Source organism: Marinomonas sp. MED121, assembly GCF_000153025.1.
Taxonomy (GTDB): Bacteria; Pseudomonadota; Gammaproteobacteria; order Pseudomonadales; family Marinomonadaceae; genus Marinomonas.
The window spans coordinates 608,175-623,562 of record NZ_CH672430.1; the positions used below are offsets into that span (position 1 = coordinate 608,175).

Below are 15,388 nucleotides of genomic sequence, written 5' to 3' on the forward strand. Positions count from 1 at the left end.
TCATGGGGCTTAGAAAAGTACTTGATAAAATGGAGCCTGAATTCCATTCAGGTGGTAAATATGAAAAATGGTATGCCCTGTATGAAGCAGTGGATACTATCTTCTATCGTCCAAGCTCAGTAACGAAAGGTGGTTCTCACGTTCGTGATGCGGTTGATATGAAGCGTATTATGATCTTAGTTTGGATGTGTACCTTCCCGGCTATGTTCTTTGGTATGTACAACATAGGTTTCCAAGCAAATACAGCGATGGATGCTATGGGTGTAACAGGTGGCGATGGTTGGCAGCATGCCATTATCGGTTCCTTGACTGGTTATGATGCCAGCAGCCTATGGGACAATATGATTTATGGTGCCATGCACTTCTTACCTATTTACCTAGTTGCTTTTGCTGTTGGTGGATTCTGGGAAGTCTTGTTTGCTGCCGTACGTAAACACGAAGTTAACGAAGGTTTCTTTGTTACTTCTATTCTATTTGCACTGTCATTACCTGCAACTGTGCCGCTATGGCAAGTCGCTTTAGGTATTACTTTTGGTGTTGTGCTAGCGAAAGAAGTCTTTGGTGGTACAGGTAAAAACTTCCTGAACCCTGCGCTTGCTGGTCGTGCATTCTTGTTCTTCGCATATCCTGCTTCTATGTCTGGTGATGCTGTTTGGACTGCGGTTGATGGCTTCTCTGGTGCGACTGCATTGAGTGTTGTTGCTGCTGACGGTTTCCAAAATTTAGCTGCTCACGGTATTGCATGGTCTGATGCATTCTTTGGTTTTGTACAAGGCTCTATGGGTGAAACATCAACACTTGCCATTTTAATAGGTGGTAGTGCTCTGTTGATAATGCGGATAGCATCTTGGCAAATTGTTGCAGGTGTTCTGGTCGGTATGATAGCAACATCAAGTTTGCTTAATCTGATTGGCTCCGACACAAACCCAATGTTTGCAACACCTTGGTATTGGCACTTAGTTGTCGGTGGTTTTGCCTTTGGTATGATGTTTATGGCAACTGACCCTGTGTCTGCGTCTATGACTCAAAAAGGCAAATGGTTCTACGGCGCGTTGATCGGTCTGATGGTGGTACTGATTCGTGTAGTAAACCCTGCCTACCCAGAAGGTATGATGTTGGCGATCTTGTTTGCAAACTTGTTTGCACCATTTATCGACCATTTCATCGTCCAAGCTAACATCAGCAGGAGGAAAGCACGCAATGTCTAGTGGTAACGACAGTACTAAAAAAACAGTTCTGGTTGCGCTATCTTTGTGCCTAGTGTGCTCAGTATTTGTTGCAGCGGCGGCAGTTGGCTTAAAGTCAACTCAACAAAATAACAAAGACCAGGATCGTAAGAAAAATATTCTTGCTGCAGCAGAGCTGCTTGATCCTACCGTGTCTATTGATACGTCTTTTGAGCAAATCGAAACTCGCATTATAAACTTTGATACTGGTGCATTTGCATCTGAAAGTGAATTGGCATCTGCTGGAATTGATGTTGCAAGTTACGATCAAAAAGCGGCGGCGAAAGATCCTGCATTATCTGTTTCCTTAAGTGGAGAGCAAGATATTGCGAGTATCAAACGTCGTGCAAAATTCGCAACTGTTTACTTGGTTAAGCAGGGTGATGCTATCGATAAGGTTATCTTGCCAGTTCATGGTTATGGCTTATGGTCAACCATGTATGGTTTCATGGCGCTTGAAAATGACTTTACAACCGTTGTTGGTTTTGGTTTTTATGACCAAGCTGAAACCCCTGGGCTAGGTGGTGAGGTTGATAACCCTAACTGGAAAGCACTTTGGAAAGGTAAGACTGTTTACAATGACCAAGGTGAAGCTGTGTTGAGCTTGGCAAAAGGTTCAGTTGATAAAGCAGATCCTAAAGCACAATATAAAGTTGATGGCTTATCGGGTGCGACCTTAACGAGTCGTGGTGTAACTAATCTAGTTCACTATTGGTTAGGTAACGAAGGGTTTGGTCCTTTCTTAGCAAACTTGCGTGGTGAAGGAGCTTAATTATGTCTGAAGTTAAAAAGGTCTTATTTACGCCAATTTTTAACAATAACCCAATCGCACTTCAGATTCTGGGTATTTGTTCTGCTTTGGCTGTAACAAGTAGTTTAAGTGTTAGCTTTGTAATGGCGATCGCTTTAACTATGGTAACAGCGTTTTCCAACCTGTTTATCTCGATTATTCGAAGCAATATTCCAAGCAGTATTCGTATCATTGTACAAATGATCATTATTGCATCCTTGGTTATTGTGGTTGATCAGGTATTGAAAGCCTTTGCTTATGAAATCTCTAAGCAGCTTTCTGTGTTTGTTGGTTTGATTATCACAAACTGTATCGTAATGGGTCGTGCTGAAGCCTACGCTATGAAAAATGGCCCAGTTATGAGCTTTATCGATGGTATCGGTAATGGTCTTGGCTACAGTATTATGCTTATCATTGTTGCTTTCTTCCGTGAGTTGCTTGGTGCAGGTAAGTTATTTGGTGTGGAAATCTTTACCACAGTACAGAATGGCGGTTGGTATCAGCCAAACGGCTTGATGTTGCTACCACCTAGTGCTTTCTTTGTGATTGGTTTGGTTATTTGGGCGCTACGTGCTTGGAAATCTGATCAAGTTGAAGAGGCTGATTTCAAAATTGTTGCCAATTCTAAAGCGCAGGAGGCTCTATAATGGAACATTATATTAGCTTATTTATTAAGGCTGTTTTTGTTGAGAATATGGCATTAGCCTTCTTCTTGGGTATGTGTACTTTCTTGGCTTTGTCCAAAAAAGTTGAAACTGCCATTGGCCTTGGTATCGCAGTTGTTGTTGTATTGGCAATCACTGTTCCTCTTAACAACCTTATCTACACTAACTTGTTAGCTGATGGGGCGCTTGAGTGGGCTGGTCTTCCTGGTGTTGATCTAAGTTTCCTTGGTCTATTGAGTTATATCGGGGTTATCGCTGCTGCGGTACAGATCCTCGAGATGTTGCTCGATAAATACATGCCTGCGTTATATAACGCCTTGGGTGTATTTCTACCTTTGATTACAGTGAACTGTGCCATCATGGGTGCATCATTGTTCATGGTAGAGCGTGACTACAACTTTGGTGAAAGTGTTGTCTATGGCGTAGGTGCTGGTGTTGGTTGGGCGCTTGCAATTGCAGCATTAGCTGGGATTCGTGAGAAGCTTAAATACTCTGATGTACCTGTTGGTCTTCGTGGTTTAGGGATTACCTTTATCACAGTGGGACTAATGAGTTTGGGCTTCATGTCATTCTCGGGTGTTCAGCTTTAATTGGCTGGCCAAGAATAACCAAGAATAAGGTTTAAATAGATGCTGAACTTAGAAATCATTCTAGGTGTGGTGATGTTCACAGCAATCGTATTGGCGTTAGTAGCTATCATCTTGGTAGCTCGCGCACGATTAGTGAGTTCTGGTGACATCACGATACGACTAAATGGCGAAAAAGAAATTAAAGTAGCGGCAGGCGGTAAATTGCTGCAAACACTGGCTGAGAGTGGCGTATTCTTGTCATCAGCTTGTGGTGGCGGTGGTACTTGTGCCCAGTGTAAATGTAAGGTGCTTGATGGCGGCGGCTCTATGCTAGCAACTGAAGCGTCTCACTTTACACGTCGTGAAGAAAAAGAAGGTCTTCGCTTATCATGTCAGGTTGCTGTTAAGCAAGACATGGAAGTTGAAGTGCCTGAAGAAGTCTTTGGTGTTAAGGCTTGGGATTGTACTGTTGAGTCTAACCCTAACTTAGCAACCTTTATTAAAGAATTAACATTGAAATTGCCTGAAGGTGAGAATGTTGATTTCCGTGCCGGTGGTTATGTGCAGCTGGAAGCACCAGCCCATACTGTGCACTATAAAGACTTTGATATTGAAGAAGAATATCGTGGAGATTGGGATAAGTTTAATTTGTGGAAGTTTACTTCTACAGTCACTGAGCCTGTCATCCGTGCTTACTCAATGGCTAACTATCCTGAAGAAAAAGGTTTGGTTAAGTTTAATATACGTATTGCTTCACCGCCTCCAGGCAAAGATGAATTGCCACCAGGTCAAATGTCTTCTTACGTATTCAGCCTTAAGCCAGGTGATACAATTAAAGTATACGGTCCGTTTGGTGAGTTCTTCGCTAAAGATACTGATGCTGAGATGGTATTCATTGGTGGTGGTGCAGGTATGGCGCCAATGCGTTCTCATATCTTTGACCAGCTTAAGCGTCTGAAATCTACTCGTAAAATGTCATTCTGGTACGGAGCTCGTAGTTTGCGTGAAGCTTTCTACAACGAAGAATATGACATGCTACAAGACGAAAATGAGAACTTTAAGTGGCATCTTGCCCTTTCTGACCCTCAGCCTGAAGATAATTGGGAAGGCTATCAAGGCTTTATTCATAATGTACTTTATGAAAACTACTTGAAAGACCATCCAGCACCTGAAGATTGTGAATTCTACATGTGTGGGCCGCCAATGATGAACCAGGCGGTAGTACAGATGTTGCTTGACTTAGGTGTCGAGAATGAAAATATCTTACTAGATGACTTTGGTGGTTAAACTACCTAGTTGATAAAGACCCACCGATTGGTGGGTCTTTATTTTTAATGCATTAGAATATCAAATGAAGTTTATGCCTAAAAAATATGTCTTAATTGCGGGTGTAGTGATAATTCTCGCAATCGTTGTTAAAGCATTTTCCTTTACGCCTGAATTGGTAAGTTTCTCTGGTCCTACTATGGGAACCACTTATACGGTAAAATTTTATACCAATGAGGACATGGACTCAGCATGGCAATATAAAGATGATGTCGATAGGGTTTTAGTTCGTATTAATGAGCTTATGTCTACATATGACTCTCAGTCAGAGCTTTCACTATTTAATCAAACTAGTGTGAATAAAGAGGTGAGGGTTTCAACAGAGTTAGCTTATGTTATCGATCAAGCGCTTATGATTAGCAAAATGTCTAAAGGTGAATATGATATCACTGTGGGACCTTTAGTTAATTTGTGGGGATTTGGTCCAGGTAAAAAAACGGATACTGTGCCTAGTGTAGATGATATTGCGATCGCAAAACAAAAAGTAGGCTTTTCAGCGATAGCGTTATCTGAGCAGACGTTGTCGAAAGCAAAAGATGTTTATATAGATTTATCATCTATTGCCAAAGGATATGGTGTAGATGCGGTTGCACAAAAGCTTGAGCGACTAGGCATTGACTCTTACCTAGTTGAAGTGGGTGGAGAAATAGTTGCAAAAGGTACTAAACCTGATGGTGAACCATGGCGTGTGGCGGTAGAAAGTCCTAATGGTGGCCATAGTGTTGCGCAAAAAGTAGTTGAATTGGCTGATGTTGCCATTGCGACTTCTGGTGACTACCGTAATTATTTTGAAAGAGATGGTGTGCGCTATTCACATACTATTAATCCAAAAACGGGTAAACCAATAACCCATAGATTAGTATCTGTTACAGTGATAGAAAAAAATGCCACATTAGCAGATGGCCTTGCAACAGCGATAACAGTATTAGGGCCTGAAAAAGGCTTAGCGTTTGCAGAAGAAAATGGGCTTGCTGTTTATATGTTGGTAAAAGAGAATTTAGGCTTTGTAGAGCAGTATTCAAAGGCGTTTGAGCCTTATTTAAGCGTCCAATAAGTTTTTAATTTAAGAAATGTGAGGTGATTCTATGCTTACTATCGTGTTGGCATTTGTCGTGATGTTGCTACTTGTTACTGCAATGGCAGTAGGTGTACTGATGGGGCGCAAGCCTATTTCAGGTTCTTGCGGAGGCATGAGCGCATTAGGTATGGAAGTTGCCTGTGATATTTGCGGTGGCGACAAAGGAAAGTGTGACGAAGAGAATAAAAGTGTAGCTGCAACTGTTCAGTCTGATGATCAGTTTTATGATGCGTCTAAGTAAATAACGATAAGGGGATACTATGACAACTAGGCATTATGATGTCGTGGTTTTAGGTACGGGGCCTGCGGGTGAATCCGCTGCAATGAATGCAGCCAAGGCAGGTAAAAGAGTTGCTGTCATTGAAGCAAGTGATCAGGTTGGCGGGAGTTGTACTCACTTAGGCACCATTCCTTCAAAAGCATTAAGACATGCGGTTAAGGAAATCATTGTTTTTAATACCAACCCTATGTTCCGTGATATTGGGGAGCCACGTTGGTTCTCTTTCCCTAAGGTTTTAAAGCGTGCTAATAAAGTTATTGATAAGCAGGTAAAAAGCCGTACCGAATATTATGCCCGTAATCGAATCGATATTTATTTTGGTCGTGGCAAATTTAAAGATGCCAATACTATTGAAGTGGCGACTGAGCAGGGACCTGAGCTGCTTGGGGCAGAAAAAATTGTTATAGCAACAGGCTCTAGACCTTATCGCCCTGCTGATATTGATTTTGATCACCCACGAATTTATTGTTCAGACACTGTTTTAAGTCTAAACCACACTCCTCGTACGATTATTATTTATGGTGCAGGTGTCATTGGTTGTGAATATGCGTCTATCTTCTGTGGTTTGGGTGTAAGGGTCGAACTCATTAACCCTGGTCCAAAACTACTTAGTTTCTTGGATGATGAGATTACTGATGCGCTAAGTTATCACTTGCGTGATAACGGGGTTCTAATTCGTCATAATGAATCTTATGAAAGAATTGAAAGTACCGACCGTGGTGTGATTATGCATCTTAAATCAGGTAAGAAAATGCGCGCTGACGCTTTCTTGTTCTGTAATGGTCGTTCTGGTAATACTGATGATATGGGACTTGATGATGTTGGTATTGAAGCGAATAGTCGTGGCCAATTAGCGGTTAAAGATAGCTATCAAACCTCTGTCGAACATATTTATGCCGCTGGTGATGTCATTGGCTGGCCAAGTCTTGCAAGTGCTGCTTATGATCAAGGGCGCTCAGTTGCTGCTAATATGTATGGTCTTGAAGGTGGACACTTTATCAGTGAAGTACCGACTGGTATTTATACCATTCCTGAAATCAGCTCTATTGGTAAGAACGAAGCTGAATTGACCGCTGAAAAAGTGCCTTATGAAGTGGGCAGGGCTTTCTTCAAGCATACTGCACGAGCTCAAATTACCAACGAAGGTGTTGGTATGTTGAAGATCTTGTTCCATCGTGAAACCCTTGAGTTGTTGGGTATTCACTGTTTTGGTGACCAAGCATCTGAGATTGTGCACATCGGCCAAGCTATTATGAAGCAGGAAGGTGATGCTAACTCGCTTAAGTATTTCTTGAATACCACCTTTAACTATCCAACCATGGCAGAAGCCTATCGTGTTGCTGCATTAAATGGCTTTAACCGTGTTTTTTAATGGGTTAATTTGCTAGTTAAAGTGAGACATAAAAAAAGCGCCATTGGCGCTTTTTTTATGTCTGTATTCTGAGCAAAATTAACTAAAAGTTTAGCTTCCTTTTACTGCATAGATACCAGGCAAATTTCGAAAATACCCTTTGTAGTCCATGCCGTAGCCAAATAAGAATCTATCGTCTACATCTATGCCGACATAATCTGGGCGCATTTCAACTTTTCTGTCATGTAACTTATTAATAATGGTTGCGCTATAAACTTTTGCAGCACCATGGTTTTTAAACCAATCAATGATGGATTTTAAGGTGTGTCCTTGATCAAAAATATCATCTATGACTAATACTTCTCTGTTTTCAAGTTCTGATTGTGGATAGCACAACCATTTTAGCGCATCCCCTTGAGTTTCCATGCCATAACGTGTGGCATGGATAAAGTCTATTTCTAAAGGAAAGCGTAATCTTTGTAGTAAAGCGGAACCAGGAACTAAGGCGCCATTCATAACGCAAACAACAAGTGGTAATTTATCCCTTAAATCTTCGCTGATATTACTCGCCATTTTATCGAGAATATTATTTAGTTGTGCTTCATCAACTAGGCAATCGGCTTCGCTTAATACCGTATTTAATTGTTCAATTTTAGTTTTCATTTAACCTAACTCTATGGGTTTTTGCGCAGTTTACAGTATGTGGGGGTCTTTGCTAAGACTTTGTTTATGTAAGGCTGCATTTAAACAGGCCGAGGCTAGCACTATGCTCCAGCTTATTTGAAGCCAAATTATGAGTGTGGGTAATGCGGCAAATGCACCATAAATAATTTGGTAATTTGCAAAGAGTTGTGCAAAAGAGGTGAAAATATAATTACTAATACTGAGTATAAGCGTACCAATAAATGTTGATAGTGCCGTTAGCTTGATCTCAGTGTTGGTATTCGGGGTTAGATAATTAAAAGTAAAAAGGAGTAAGAAATATAAAATAAAAGAGCTTAGGTTTGCCAAATGACCTAAAAATTCTGCAATTTCGATACCTTGCCATTTTAATGTTAATAAGGTCGCATAAATGCTTAGGCCTAGCCCAAGTAATATGGGGCCCAAAGTAAGCATGGCCCAGTAAGTGAGTAATCTCTCTTTAAGGTTTCTGCATTGTTTAATTTGCCAGATAGATTGTATCGCTTGCTCACAACTATTTAATAATAGAAGTGCCGTTAAAATTAAAATCGCAATGCCAAGAATAGGTAAGTTTTTAGCATGATCTGAAAAGCTAATTAAATAGGGTAGTATCACCTCACTACTACCGGGTGCGAGATGCTTTTCTAATAAACTAACCATATTGGCTTGCATTGTTTTGAGTGTAGGGGTGAAGCCTAGTATGCCCATTATAATGGTGATAATAGGTACTGCAGCGAGAAGGCTGGCGAGAGTGAGTTGATAAACACGTAAAGAGGCATTGGCTTGCTTAAAAAGCGTTATGCTAATTTTGAGCTGCTTTATAAGGTTTGTCGTAACTGGATTAAGCATTTGAAAGCCTTTAAGTAGGTGAACTTTTGATCAGTCAGTTTGTTGTGATTATAAAATGGCTTAGCGTTACGCATATTTATGATTTTATTTGTTTTTTTCAATTTATTTAAGTCTGTAAGCGTTGCGCCCAGTATAAGCTTCTTGTATTATGCCTCGCATCTTTTTTAGCGGTAATTTCTGCACATTTTTTACATAAAACCCAGTTTTTGATCAAAAAATAGCAGATTGTAATGAGCATATTGATGTTTTGACTCAAAATGTCTAGCTTTTTATAAGGACCCTGTTGACGCAGGCGTTAGCTTCCCTATAATAGCCCACCACGAAAAAGCAATGAGTAATGCGCCTGTAGCTCAGTTGGATAGAGCATCCGCCTTCTAAGCGGAGGGCCAGGGGTTCGAATCCCTTCAGGCGCGCCATTCATCTCATTGTTAATAATCAACTTAATTTTTTAAGCTTTGCTGTCAAAAGTTGCTTGTATATCGATATCTTTTCATTGGTATTCGACAAGGATAGCAAGGTTCCCAAGGGGAGTTATATGCAAGTTTCCGTAGAGACAACATCGACAATTGAACGCGTACTTACTATTAGTGTTCCTGCTGCTCGTATCGAAGAAAAAGTAAGCGCAGAAGTTGCTAAAACTGCGAAAACTGTTCGTATCGATGGCTTCCGTAAAGGCAAGGTACCCGTTAGCGTTGTTAAAAAACGATACGGCCAAGGTATTCGTCTAGAAGCGGTTGAGCAAATCATGCGTGATGCGTATGTTGAAGCTGTTCAAAAAGAAGAACTTCAACCAGCAGGTATGCCTTCAATCGAACCTAAAAAAATGGAAGAAGGTGCTGACCTAGAATTCGTTGCGAAAGTAGAAGTTTATCCTACAATCGAACTAAATGACTTAACTAAGGTATCTGCAGAGCGTGTTCTTTCTGAAGTAACAGATGCTGATCTAGATACCATGCTAGAAACTTTGCGTAAGCAAAATGCTGATTGGAATGCTGTTGAGCGTGAAGCTGCTGATGGCGACCAAGTTGTAATCGATTTTGTTGGTTACCTAGGTGATGAAGCATTTGAAGGTGGTGCTGCAGAAGGTCATAAACTAGTACTTGGTTCTGGTACTATGATTCCTGGTTTTGAAGACGGTATCTTAGGTACTAAAGCAGGCGAAGAAAAAACAATTTCAGTTACCTTCCCTGAAGATTACCAAGCAGAAAACCTAAAAGGTCAAGAAGCTAGCTTTAAGATCACAGTGACTGAAGTTGCTGAGCAAGTTCTTCCTGAGCTAGATGATGCTTTCGTAGAGAAGTTTGGTTTAGCTGAAGGTACGTTAGATGCATTGCGCGCTGAAGTTCGTAAGAATATGGAGCGTGAACTGAATCAAGCTGTTAAAGGTAAATTGAAAACAGGTTTATTTGACTCTCTAGTTGAACTTAACCCGATTGAAGTGCCTCAAACTGTTGTTGATCAAGAGATTGATGTATTGCGTAAGCAAGCTGCTCAACAATTTGGCGGTGAAGGTTTTGATGCTTCTCAACTTCCAGGTGAGTTATTCCAAGAAGAAGCTAGCAAACGCGCTAAACTTGGTCTACTAATTTCAGAAGTTGTTAAAGTTAATGACATTAAAGTAGAAGATGATCGCGTTCGTGCTTTCTTAGAAGATATGGCGCAAGCTTATCAAGAGCCACAACAAGTTATCGATTTCTACTTGAAGAACAAAGAGCAACTTTCTCAAGTTCAATCTGCTGTACTTGAAGAGCAAGTTGTTGATAAACTGCTAGAATCTGCTCAAGTTACTGAAGTTACTTTGGGTTATGAAGACGCTATTAAGCCAAACGCTCCTGCTACTGCTGAAGTAGAGGAAGGCGAAGAAGCATAAGATAACTCTTATCTTTCTATTTAAGGCCGACATAGCTAATGCTATGTCGGCTTTTTTGTTTTAAGGAATGGAATATGAATTTGACGAATCCAACGACTGGTCCTGTTGCAATTACAAGTGCAGGCCTAGTGCCTATGGTTATCGAGCAAACTGCTCGCGGTGAGCGCTCTTTTGATATTTATTCGCGCTTATTGAAAGAACGCGTTATATTTTTGGTAGGTCAGGTTGAAGACCATATGGCTAATTTGGTGGTTGCTCAGCTATTATTTTTAGAGTCTGAGAACCCAGATAAAGACATTCACCTTTATATTAATTCCCCAGGTGGTTCGGTTACTGCGGGTATGTCTATTTACGATACTATGCAGTTTATTAAGCCTGATGTGAGCACTATGTGTATTGGGCAAGCTGCAAGTATGGGCGCATTGCTATTAACAGCGGGTGCTGCTGGTAAGCGTTACTGTTTACCAAACTCACGTGTCATGATTCACCAGCCTTTGGGTGGGTATCAGGGGCAAGCTTCTGATATAGAAATACATACTCGTGAGATTTTAAGTATTAAACATAGGTTGAATGAAATTATTTCATTCCATACAGGTAAACCTATTGAAGAAGTTGCTGAAGATACAGATCGTGATAACTTTATGGATCCTACTGCAGCCAAAGAATATGGTTTGATTGACGATATATTGTTAAAACGCGAAGTTTAATTGGTGAATTTTAATGTCAGACGATAAGTTTAGTCGAGGTGAGCAATCTGATCGACTTTTATATTGCTCATTCTGTGGCAAAAGCCAGGATGAAGTTAAAAAGTTGATCGCTGGTCCTTCAGTATATATTTGTAATGAGTGTGTTGATCTTTGCAATAACATTATTACGCAAGAGTTATTGCAAACAGATGAAACAAGTGAAGAGAGCGATGAGCTTCCTGCTCCAGCTAAGCTTAAGTTTGCCCTTGATGAATATGTAATTGGTCAAGAAAAAGCAAAACGTGTATTGGCGGTTGCGGTTTATAATCACTATAAGCGATTGAAACATCAGGGTAAAACTGATGGTGTTGAGCTAGGTAAGAGTAATATTCTGCTTATTGGACCAACTGGTAGTGGTAAAACATTATTGGCGCAGACATTAGCGCGTGTATTAGATGTGCCATTTACTATTGCTGATGCGACTACATTAACTGAAGCAGGTTATGTTGGTGAGGATGTTGAAAATATCATCCAGAAGCTTCTGCAAAAATGTGATTATGATGTCGATAAGGCTCAACGCGGTATCGTTTATATCGATGAGATTGATAAAATTTCACGTAAATCTGATAACCCATCAATTACACGTGATGTGTCGGGTGAGGGCGTACAGCAAGCCTTGCTGAAGCTGATTGAGGGTACGGTTGCTTCTGTACCGCCTCAAGGTGGGCGTAAACACCCTCAGCAAGAGTTTTTACAAGTTGATACCTCAAATATCCTATTTATTTGTGGTGGCGCATTTGCTGGTCTTGATCGAGTCATTAGTGACAGGACTGAGAAGGGCAGTATTGGTTTCTCTGCGGTTGTGAAGAGCAAGGAAGAGGATAAGGTTTTCTCTGATACTGTTCATAATGTAGAAACTGAAGATCTGGTTAAATTTGGTTTGATTCCTGAGTTTGTAGGGCGTTTACCAGTAGTGGCGACTTTATCTGAGTTAGACGAAGAAGCTTTAATTACCATTTTGAGTGAACCTAAAAATGCACTTACTAAGCAGTATCAGCATTTATTTGAGTTAGAAGGTGTTGAGTTAGAGTTTACCACTGAGTCTCTTCAGGCTGCTGCAGAGCTTGCACTAGAGCGTAAGACAGGTGCGCGTGGTTTAAGAAGTATTCTTGAATCTGCTTTGTTAGATTGCATGTATGATTTACCTTCTCGTACTGATGTTGTGAAGGTGGTTATGGATGCCAATTCTATGAAGGGTGAAGCAGCACCTTTGATGTTATTAGAAAAAGGAGATGAGGCCGTTAATAACTGATATTCAAAATATCGTGTTAATCTAGCTTTAAATCTTTGTTTTCTCTAAAAAGCCACACCTTATCGGTGTGGCTTTTTTTGTGCTGACCCATAGGCTTGGGCGCTTTACAAGTTGAAGAATGTCAGTCAATCTTAAGGTGTTAACTACAATTAATTGATGCATTTTACATTTGTCACACTCAAGAGCTTGTTTTTTCACATCCTGCCCTTATGTCTTCTTGATACCTTGATATAAGCGCCTTTATTTTTTATGCGCACTAATTGGAATTTATTATGTCTGAAATTTTAACTCTACCTATGTTGCCATTGCGTGATGTGGTTGTTTATCCGCATATGGTGCTGCCTTTGTTTGTTGGGCGTGCTAAGTCTATTGCTGCGTTAGAGAAAGCAATGGAAAACGATAAGCATGTTTTTCTGGTTGCTCAGCAAGATGCTTCAAAAGATAACCCTGAAAAAGAAGACCTTTATGCGATAGGCACCACGGCCAAAGTGATGCAGTTGTTGCGCCTTCCTGACGGCACGGTAAAAGTTTTAGTAGAAGGTGGTGTAAGAGCAACCCTTTCTAGTCTGGAAGATGAAGGGGAGTTTGTTAAAGCGAACGTTGAACCTTTAGAAGAAGCGCTTGAAGAAGAGGGTACCGATTATGGCCCAATGAGAGCAGCACTTCTAAAGCAGCTTGATGAGTATGTGTCTGGCAGTAAAAAGATCCCTAGCGAAGTTGTCACTTCGGTGAAGGCGATTGAAGAGCTTGGTTCCTTGATTGATAGTATTGCTGGACACATGAGCCTTAAGCTTGAGGACAAGCAGCAGCTATTAGAAGCCTCTTCTTTAATTGATCGTGGAGAATACTTAATTGCTTTAATGGATGGTGAGCTTGATATCGCACATCTAGAAAAAAGTATTCGCAGTCGCGTTAAAAAGCAGATGGAAAAAAGCCAGCGCGAATATTATTTGAATGAGCAGATGAAAGCGATTCAAAAAGAGCTGGGTGATATGGATGAGGGCAGTAACGAATTAGATATACTGCAAGAAAAGATTAAAGACTCAGGTATGAGTAAAGAAGCGGCAGAAAAAGCAGATGCAGAACTTAAAAAGCTCCGCATGATGTCGCCTATGTCGGCAGAGGCGACAGTTGTTAGGGGTTATATTGATTGGCTTCTGTCTCTACCTTGGAAGCAAAGAAGTAAGGTTAGAAATGATCTTACGTATGCTGAGAAGGTATTAAACCAAGACCATTATGGCCTTGAAGACGTTAAAGAACGTATTTTAGAGTTTCTAGCTGTGCAGCAAAGGGTTAAGAAAGTTAAAGGCCCTGTGCTTTGTTTAGTTGGGCCGCCAGGGGTGGGTAAAACCTCTTTGGGGCAATCGATTGCGAAGGCGGTTAACCGTAAGTATGTGCGTATGTCATTAGGTGGCGTGCGTGATGAAGCTGAAATACGTGGTCATCGACGAACTTACATTGGTTCAATGCCGGGTAAGCTTTTACAAAAATTAGCCAAAGTGAAAGTGAAAAACCCTCTGTTTTTGTTAGATGAAATCGACAAAATGGGGATGGATCAGCGTGGTGATCCTGCGTCAGCTTTATTGGAAGTGCTTGATCCAGAGCAAAATCACACCTTCAATGATCACTATTTAGAAGTTGACTATGACTTGTCTGATGTCATGTTTATTTGTACTTCAAATAGCATGAATATTCCTGGCCCTCTATTGGATCGTATGGAAGTTATTCGTATTCCTGGTTATACAGAAGACGAAAAATTAAACATTGCCCTAAGATATTTACTACCAAAACAAATTAAATTGTCAGGTTTAAAAAATCACGAAATTGAGGTAACAGATGAGGCTTTAATGGACCTTATTCGTTACTACACCAAGGAAGCGGGTGTGCGTGGCTTAGAGCGAGAATTGAGCAAAGTTTGTCGTAGAGTAGTGAAAAAACAAGCTTTGAACAAAAATAAAAATGCTATTTCTGTGACTAAAGACAACTTAGAAGAGTTTTCTGGTGTTAAGCGTTTTAGTTACGGAAAAGCAGAAGATAAGAACCAAATTGGACAGGTAACAGGCCTTGCTTGGACCTCTGTAGGCGGTGAGTTACTTACCATTGAGGCCGCTGGCATGGCGGGTAAAGGTCGTCATGTAAAAACCGGTTCTTTGGGTGATGTGATGCAAGAATCCATTCAAGCTGCTTTGACCGTTGTTCGAAGCCGAGCATTAGGTTTGGGGATTGCAGAAGACTTTCATGAAAAGATTGATTTACACGTTCACGTGCCTGAAGGCGCTACTCCTAAAGATGGCCCAAGCGCAGGTATAGCAATGTGTACAGCCATTGTGTCTGTGCTGGCTAAGGTGCCTGTTAAGGCCTCTGTGGCGATGACAGGAGAGATTACTTTACGTGGTGAGGTGTTACCCATAGGTGGCCTAAAAGAGAAGCTTCTGGCGGCTCACAGAGGGGGTATTAAAACTGTCATAATTCCGCATGAAAATACACGTGATTTAAAAGAAATACCTGATAATATTAAAGCGGATATTGAAATCGTACCGGTGAAGTGGATTGATGAAGTGCTAGATGTGGCTTTAGAGTATATTCCTTCACCAAAAACAGCAAAAAGTGCATCATCAGCTGAAAAAACTGTTGATGAACAAGAAGCTGTAAGTCATCATTAGGTCAAACTCTATATTGACATGGGGTGGGTTGGGCTTGTATAA

Annotated in this window: 14 protein-coding genes and 1 tRNA gene; 13 read left to right on the top strand and 2 right to left on the bottom strand. The window is 40.8% G+C overall.

Annotated features, from left to right (window positions below):
* Positions 1-2: 2 nt before the first annotated feature.
* The 8 genes from MED121_RS10650 to sthA all read left to right on the top strand — a co-directional run bounded on the left by MED121_RS10650 (position 3) and on the right by sthA (position 7,306).
* Positions 3-1,208, top strand: coding sequence for an NADH:ubiquinone reductase (Na(+)-transporting) subunit B (locus tag MED121_RS10650; protein ID WP_009833698.1), 1,206 nt, complete (start codon positions 3-5; stop codon positions 1,206-1,208).
* Positions 1,201-1,998, top strand: coding sequence for a Na(+)-translocating NADH-quinone reductase subunit C (locus MED121_RS10655; RefSeq protein ID WP_009833699.1), 798 nt, complete (start codon positions 1,201-1,203; stop codon positions 1,996-1,998). The genes MED121_RS10650 and MED121_RS10655 overlap by 8 nt, the downstream gene beginning before the upstream one ends.
* A 2-nt stretch (positions 1,999-2,000) precedes the next feature.
* Entirely contained in the window at positions 2,001-2,663 is a 663-nt protein-coding gene (locus MED121_RS10660; protein WP_009833700.1) for an NADH:ubiquinone reductase (Na(+)-transporting) subunit D, read from the top strand.
* Positions 2,663-3,271 (top strand): NADH:ubiquinone reductase (Na(+)-transporting) subunit E, encoded by a 609-nt coding sequence (gene nqrE / locus MED121_RS10665; protein WP_009833701.1) that lies wholly within the window; start codon positions 2,663-2,665, stop codon positions 3,269-3,271. Before MED121_RS10660 ends, nqrE begins: the two co-directional genes overlap by 1 nt.
* 39 nt (positions 3,272-3,310) lie before the next feature.
* Positions 3,311-4,537: an NADH:ubiquinone reductase (Na(+)-transporting) subunit F gene (nqrF, locus tag MED121_RS10670; RefSeq protein ID WP_009833702.1), complete on the top strand. Its 1,227-nt coding sequence runs from the start codon at positions 3,311-3,313 to the stop codon at positions 4,535-4,537.
* A 73-nt stretch (positions 4,538-4,610) separates the two neighbouring features.
* On the top strand, positions 4,611-5,630 hold the full coding sequence (locus tag MED121_RS10675) for an FAD:protein FMN transferase (RefSeq protein WP_050764575.1): 1,020 nt from the start codon (positions 4,611-4,613) through the stop codon (positions 5,628-5,630).
* A gap of 31 nt (positions 5,631-5,661) precedes the next feature.
* Complete coding sequence (gene nqrM / locus MED121_RS10680; protein WP_009833704.1) at positions 5,662-5,895, top strand: (Na+)-NQR maturation NqrM; 234 nt, start codon at positions 5,662-5,664, stop codon at positions 5,893-5,895.
* Between the two features lie 19 nt (positions 5,896-5,914).
* On the top strand, positions 5,915-7,306 hold the full coding sequence (gene sthA, locus MED121_RS10685; protein ID WP_036179963.1) for a Si-specific NAD(P)(+) transhydrogenase: 1,392 nt from the start codon (positions 5,915-5,917) through the stop codon (positions 7,304-7,306).
* A gap of 90 nt (positions 7,307-7,396) precedes the next feature.
* On the opposite strand, the gene MED121_RS10690 is transcribed toward sthA, so the two are convergent.
* Complete coding sequence (locus MED121_RS10690) at positions 7,397-7,948, bottom strand: hypoxanthine-guanine phosphoribosyltransferase (protein ID WP_009833706.1); 552 nt, start codon at positions 7,946-7,948, stop codon at positions 7,397-7,399.
* 30 nt (positions 7,949-7,978) lie between these two features.
* The gene (locus MED121_RS10695) at positions 7,979-8,815 is read right to left on the bottom strand and encodes a YihY family inner membrane protein (RefSeq protein WP_009833707.1); all 837 of its coding nucleotides are present in this window, start codon (positions 8,813-8,815) and stop codon (positions 7,979-7,981) included.
* 339 nt (positions 8,816-9,154) lie between these two features.
* Here MED121_RS10695 and MED121_RS10700 point away from each other — a divergent pair.
* The 5 genes from MED121_RS10700 to lon all read left to right on the top strand — a co-directional run bounded on the left by MED121_RS10700 (position 9,155) and on the right by lon (position 15,346).
* Positions 9,155-9,231 (top strand) — tRNA-Arg (locus MED121_RS10700).
* 119 nt (positions 9,232-9,350) lie between these two features.
* Positions 9,351-10,685, top strand: a complete 1,335-nt coding sequence (tig, locus tag MED121_RS10705; protein ID WP_009833708.1) for a trigger factor — start codon at positions 9,351-9,353, stop codon at positions 10,683-10,685.
* A 74-nt stretch (positions 10,686-10,759) separates the two neighbouring features.
* Positions 10,760-11,392 (top strand): ATP-dependent Clp endopeptidase proteolytic subunit ClpP, encoded by a 633-nt coding sequence (clpP, locus tag MED121_RS10710; protein ID WP_009833709.1) that lies wholly within the window; start codon positions 10,760-10,762, stop codon positions 11,390-11,392.
* Between the two features lie 13 nt (positions 11,393-11,405).
* Positions 11,406-12,683, top strand: coding sequence for an ATP-dependent protease ATP-binding subunit ClpX (gene clpX, locus MED121_RS10715; RefSeq protein ID WP_009833710.1), 1,278 nt, complete (start codon positions 11,406-11,408; stop codon positions 12,681-12,683).
* 272 nt (positions 12,684-12,955) lie between these two features.
* A complete protein-coding gene (gene lon / locus MED121_RS10720) occupies positions 12,956-15,346 on the top strand; it encodes an endopeptidase La (RefSeq protein WP_009833711.1) in 2,391 nt (796 codons plus the stop codon).
* Positions 15,347-15,388: the final 42 nt, after the last annotated feature.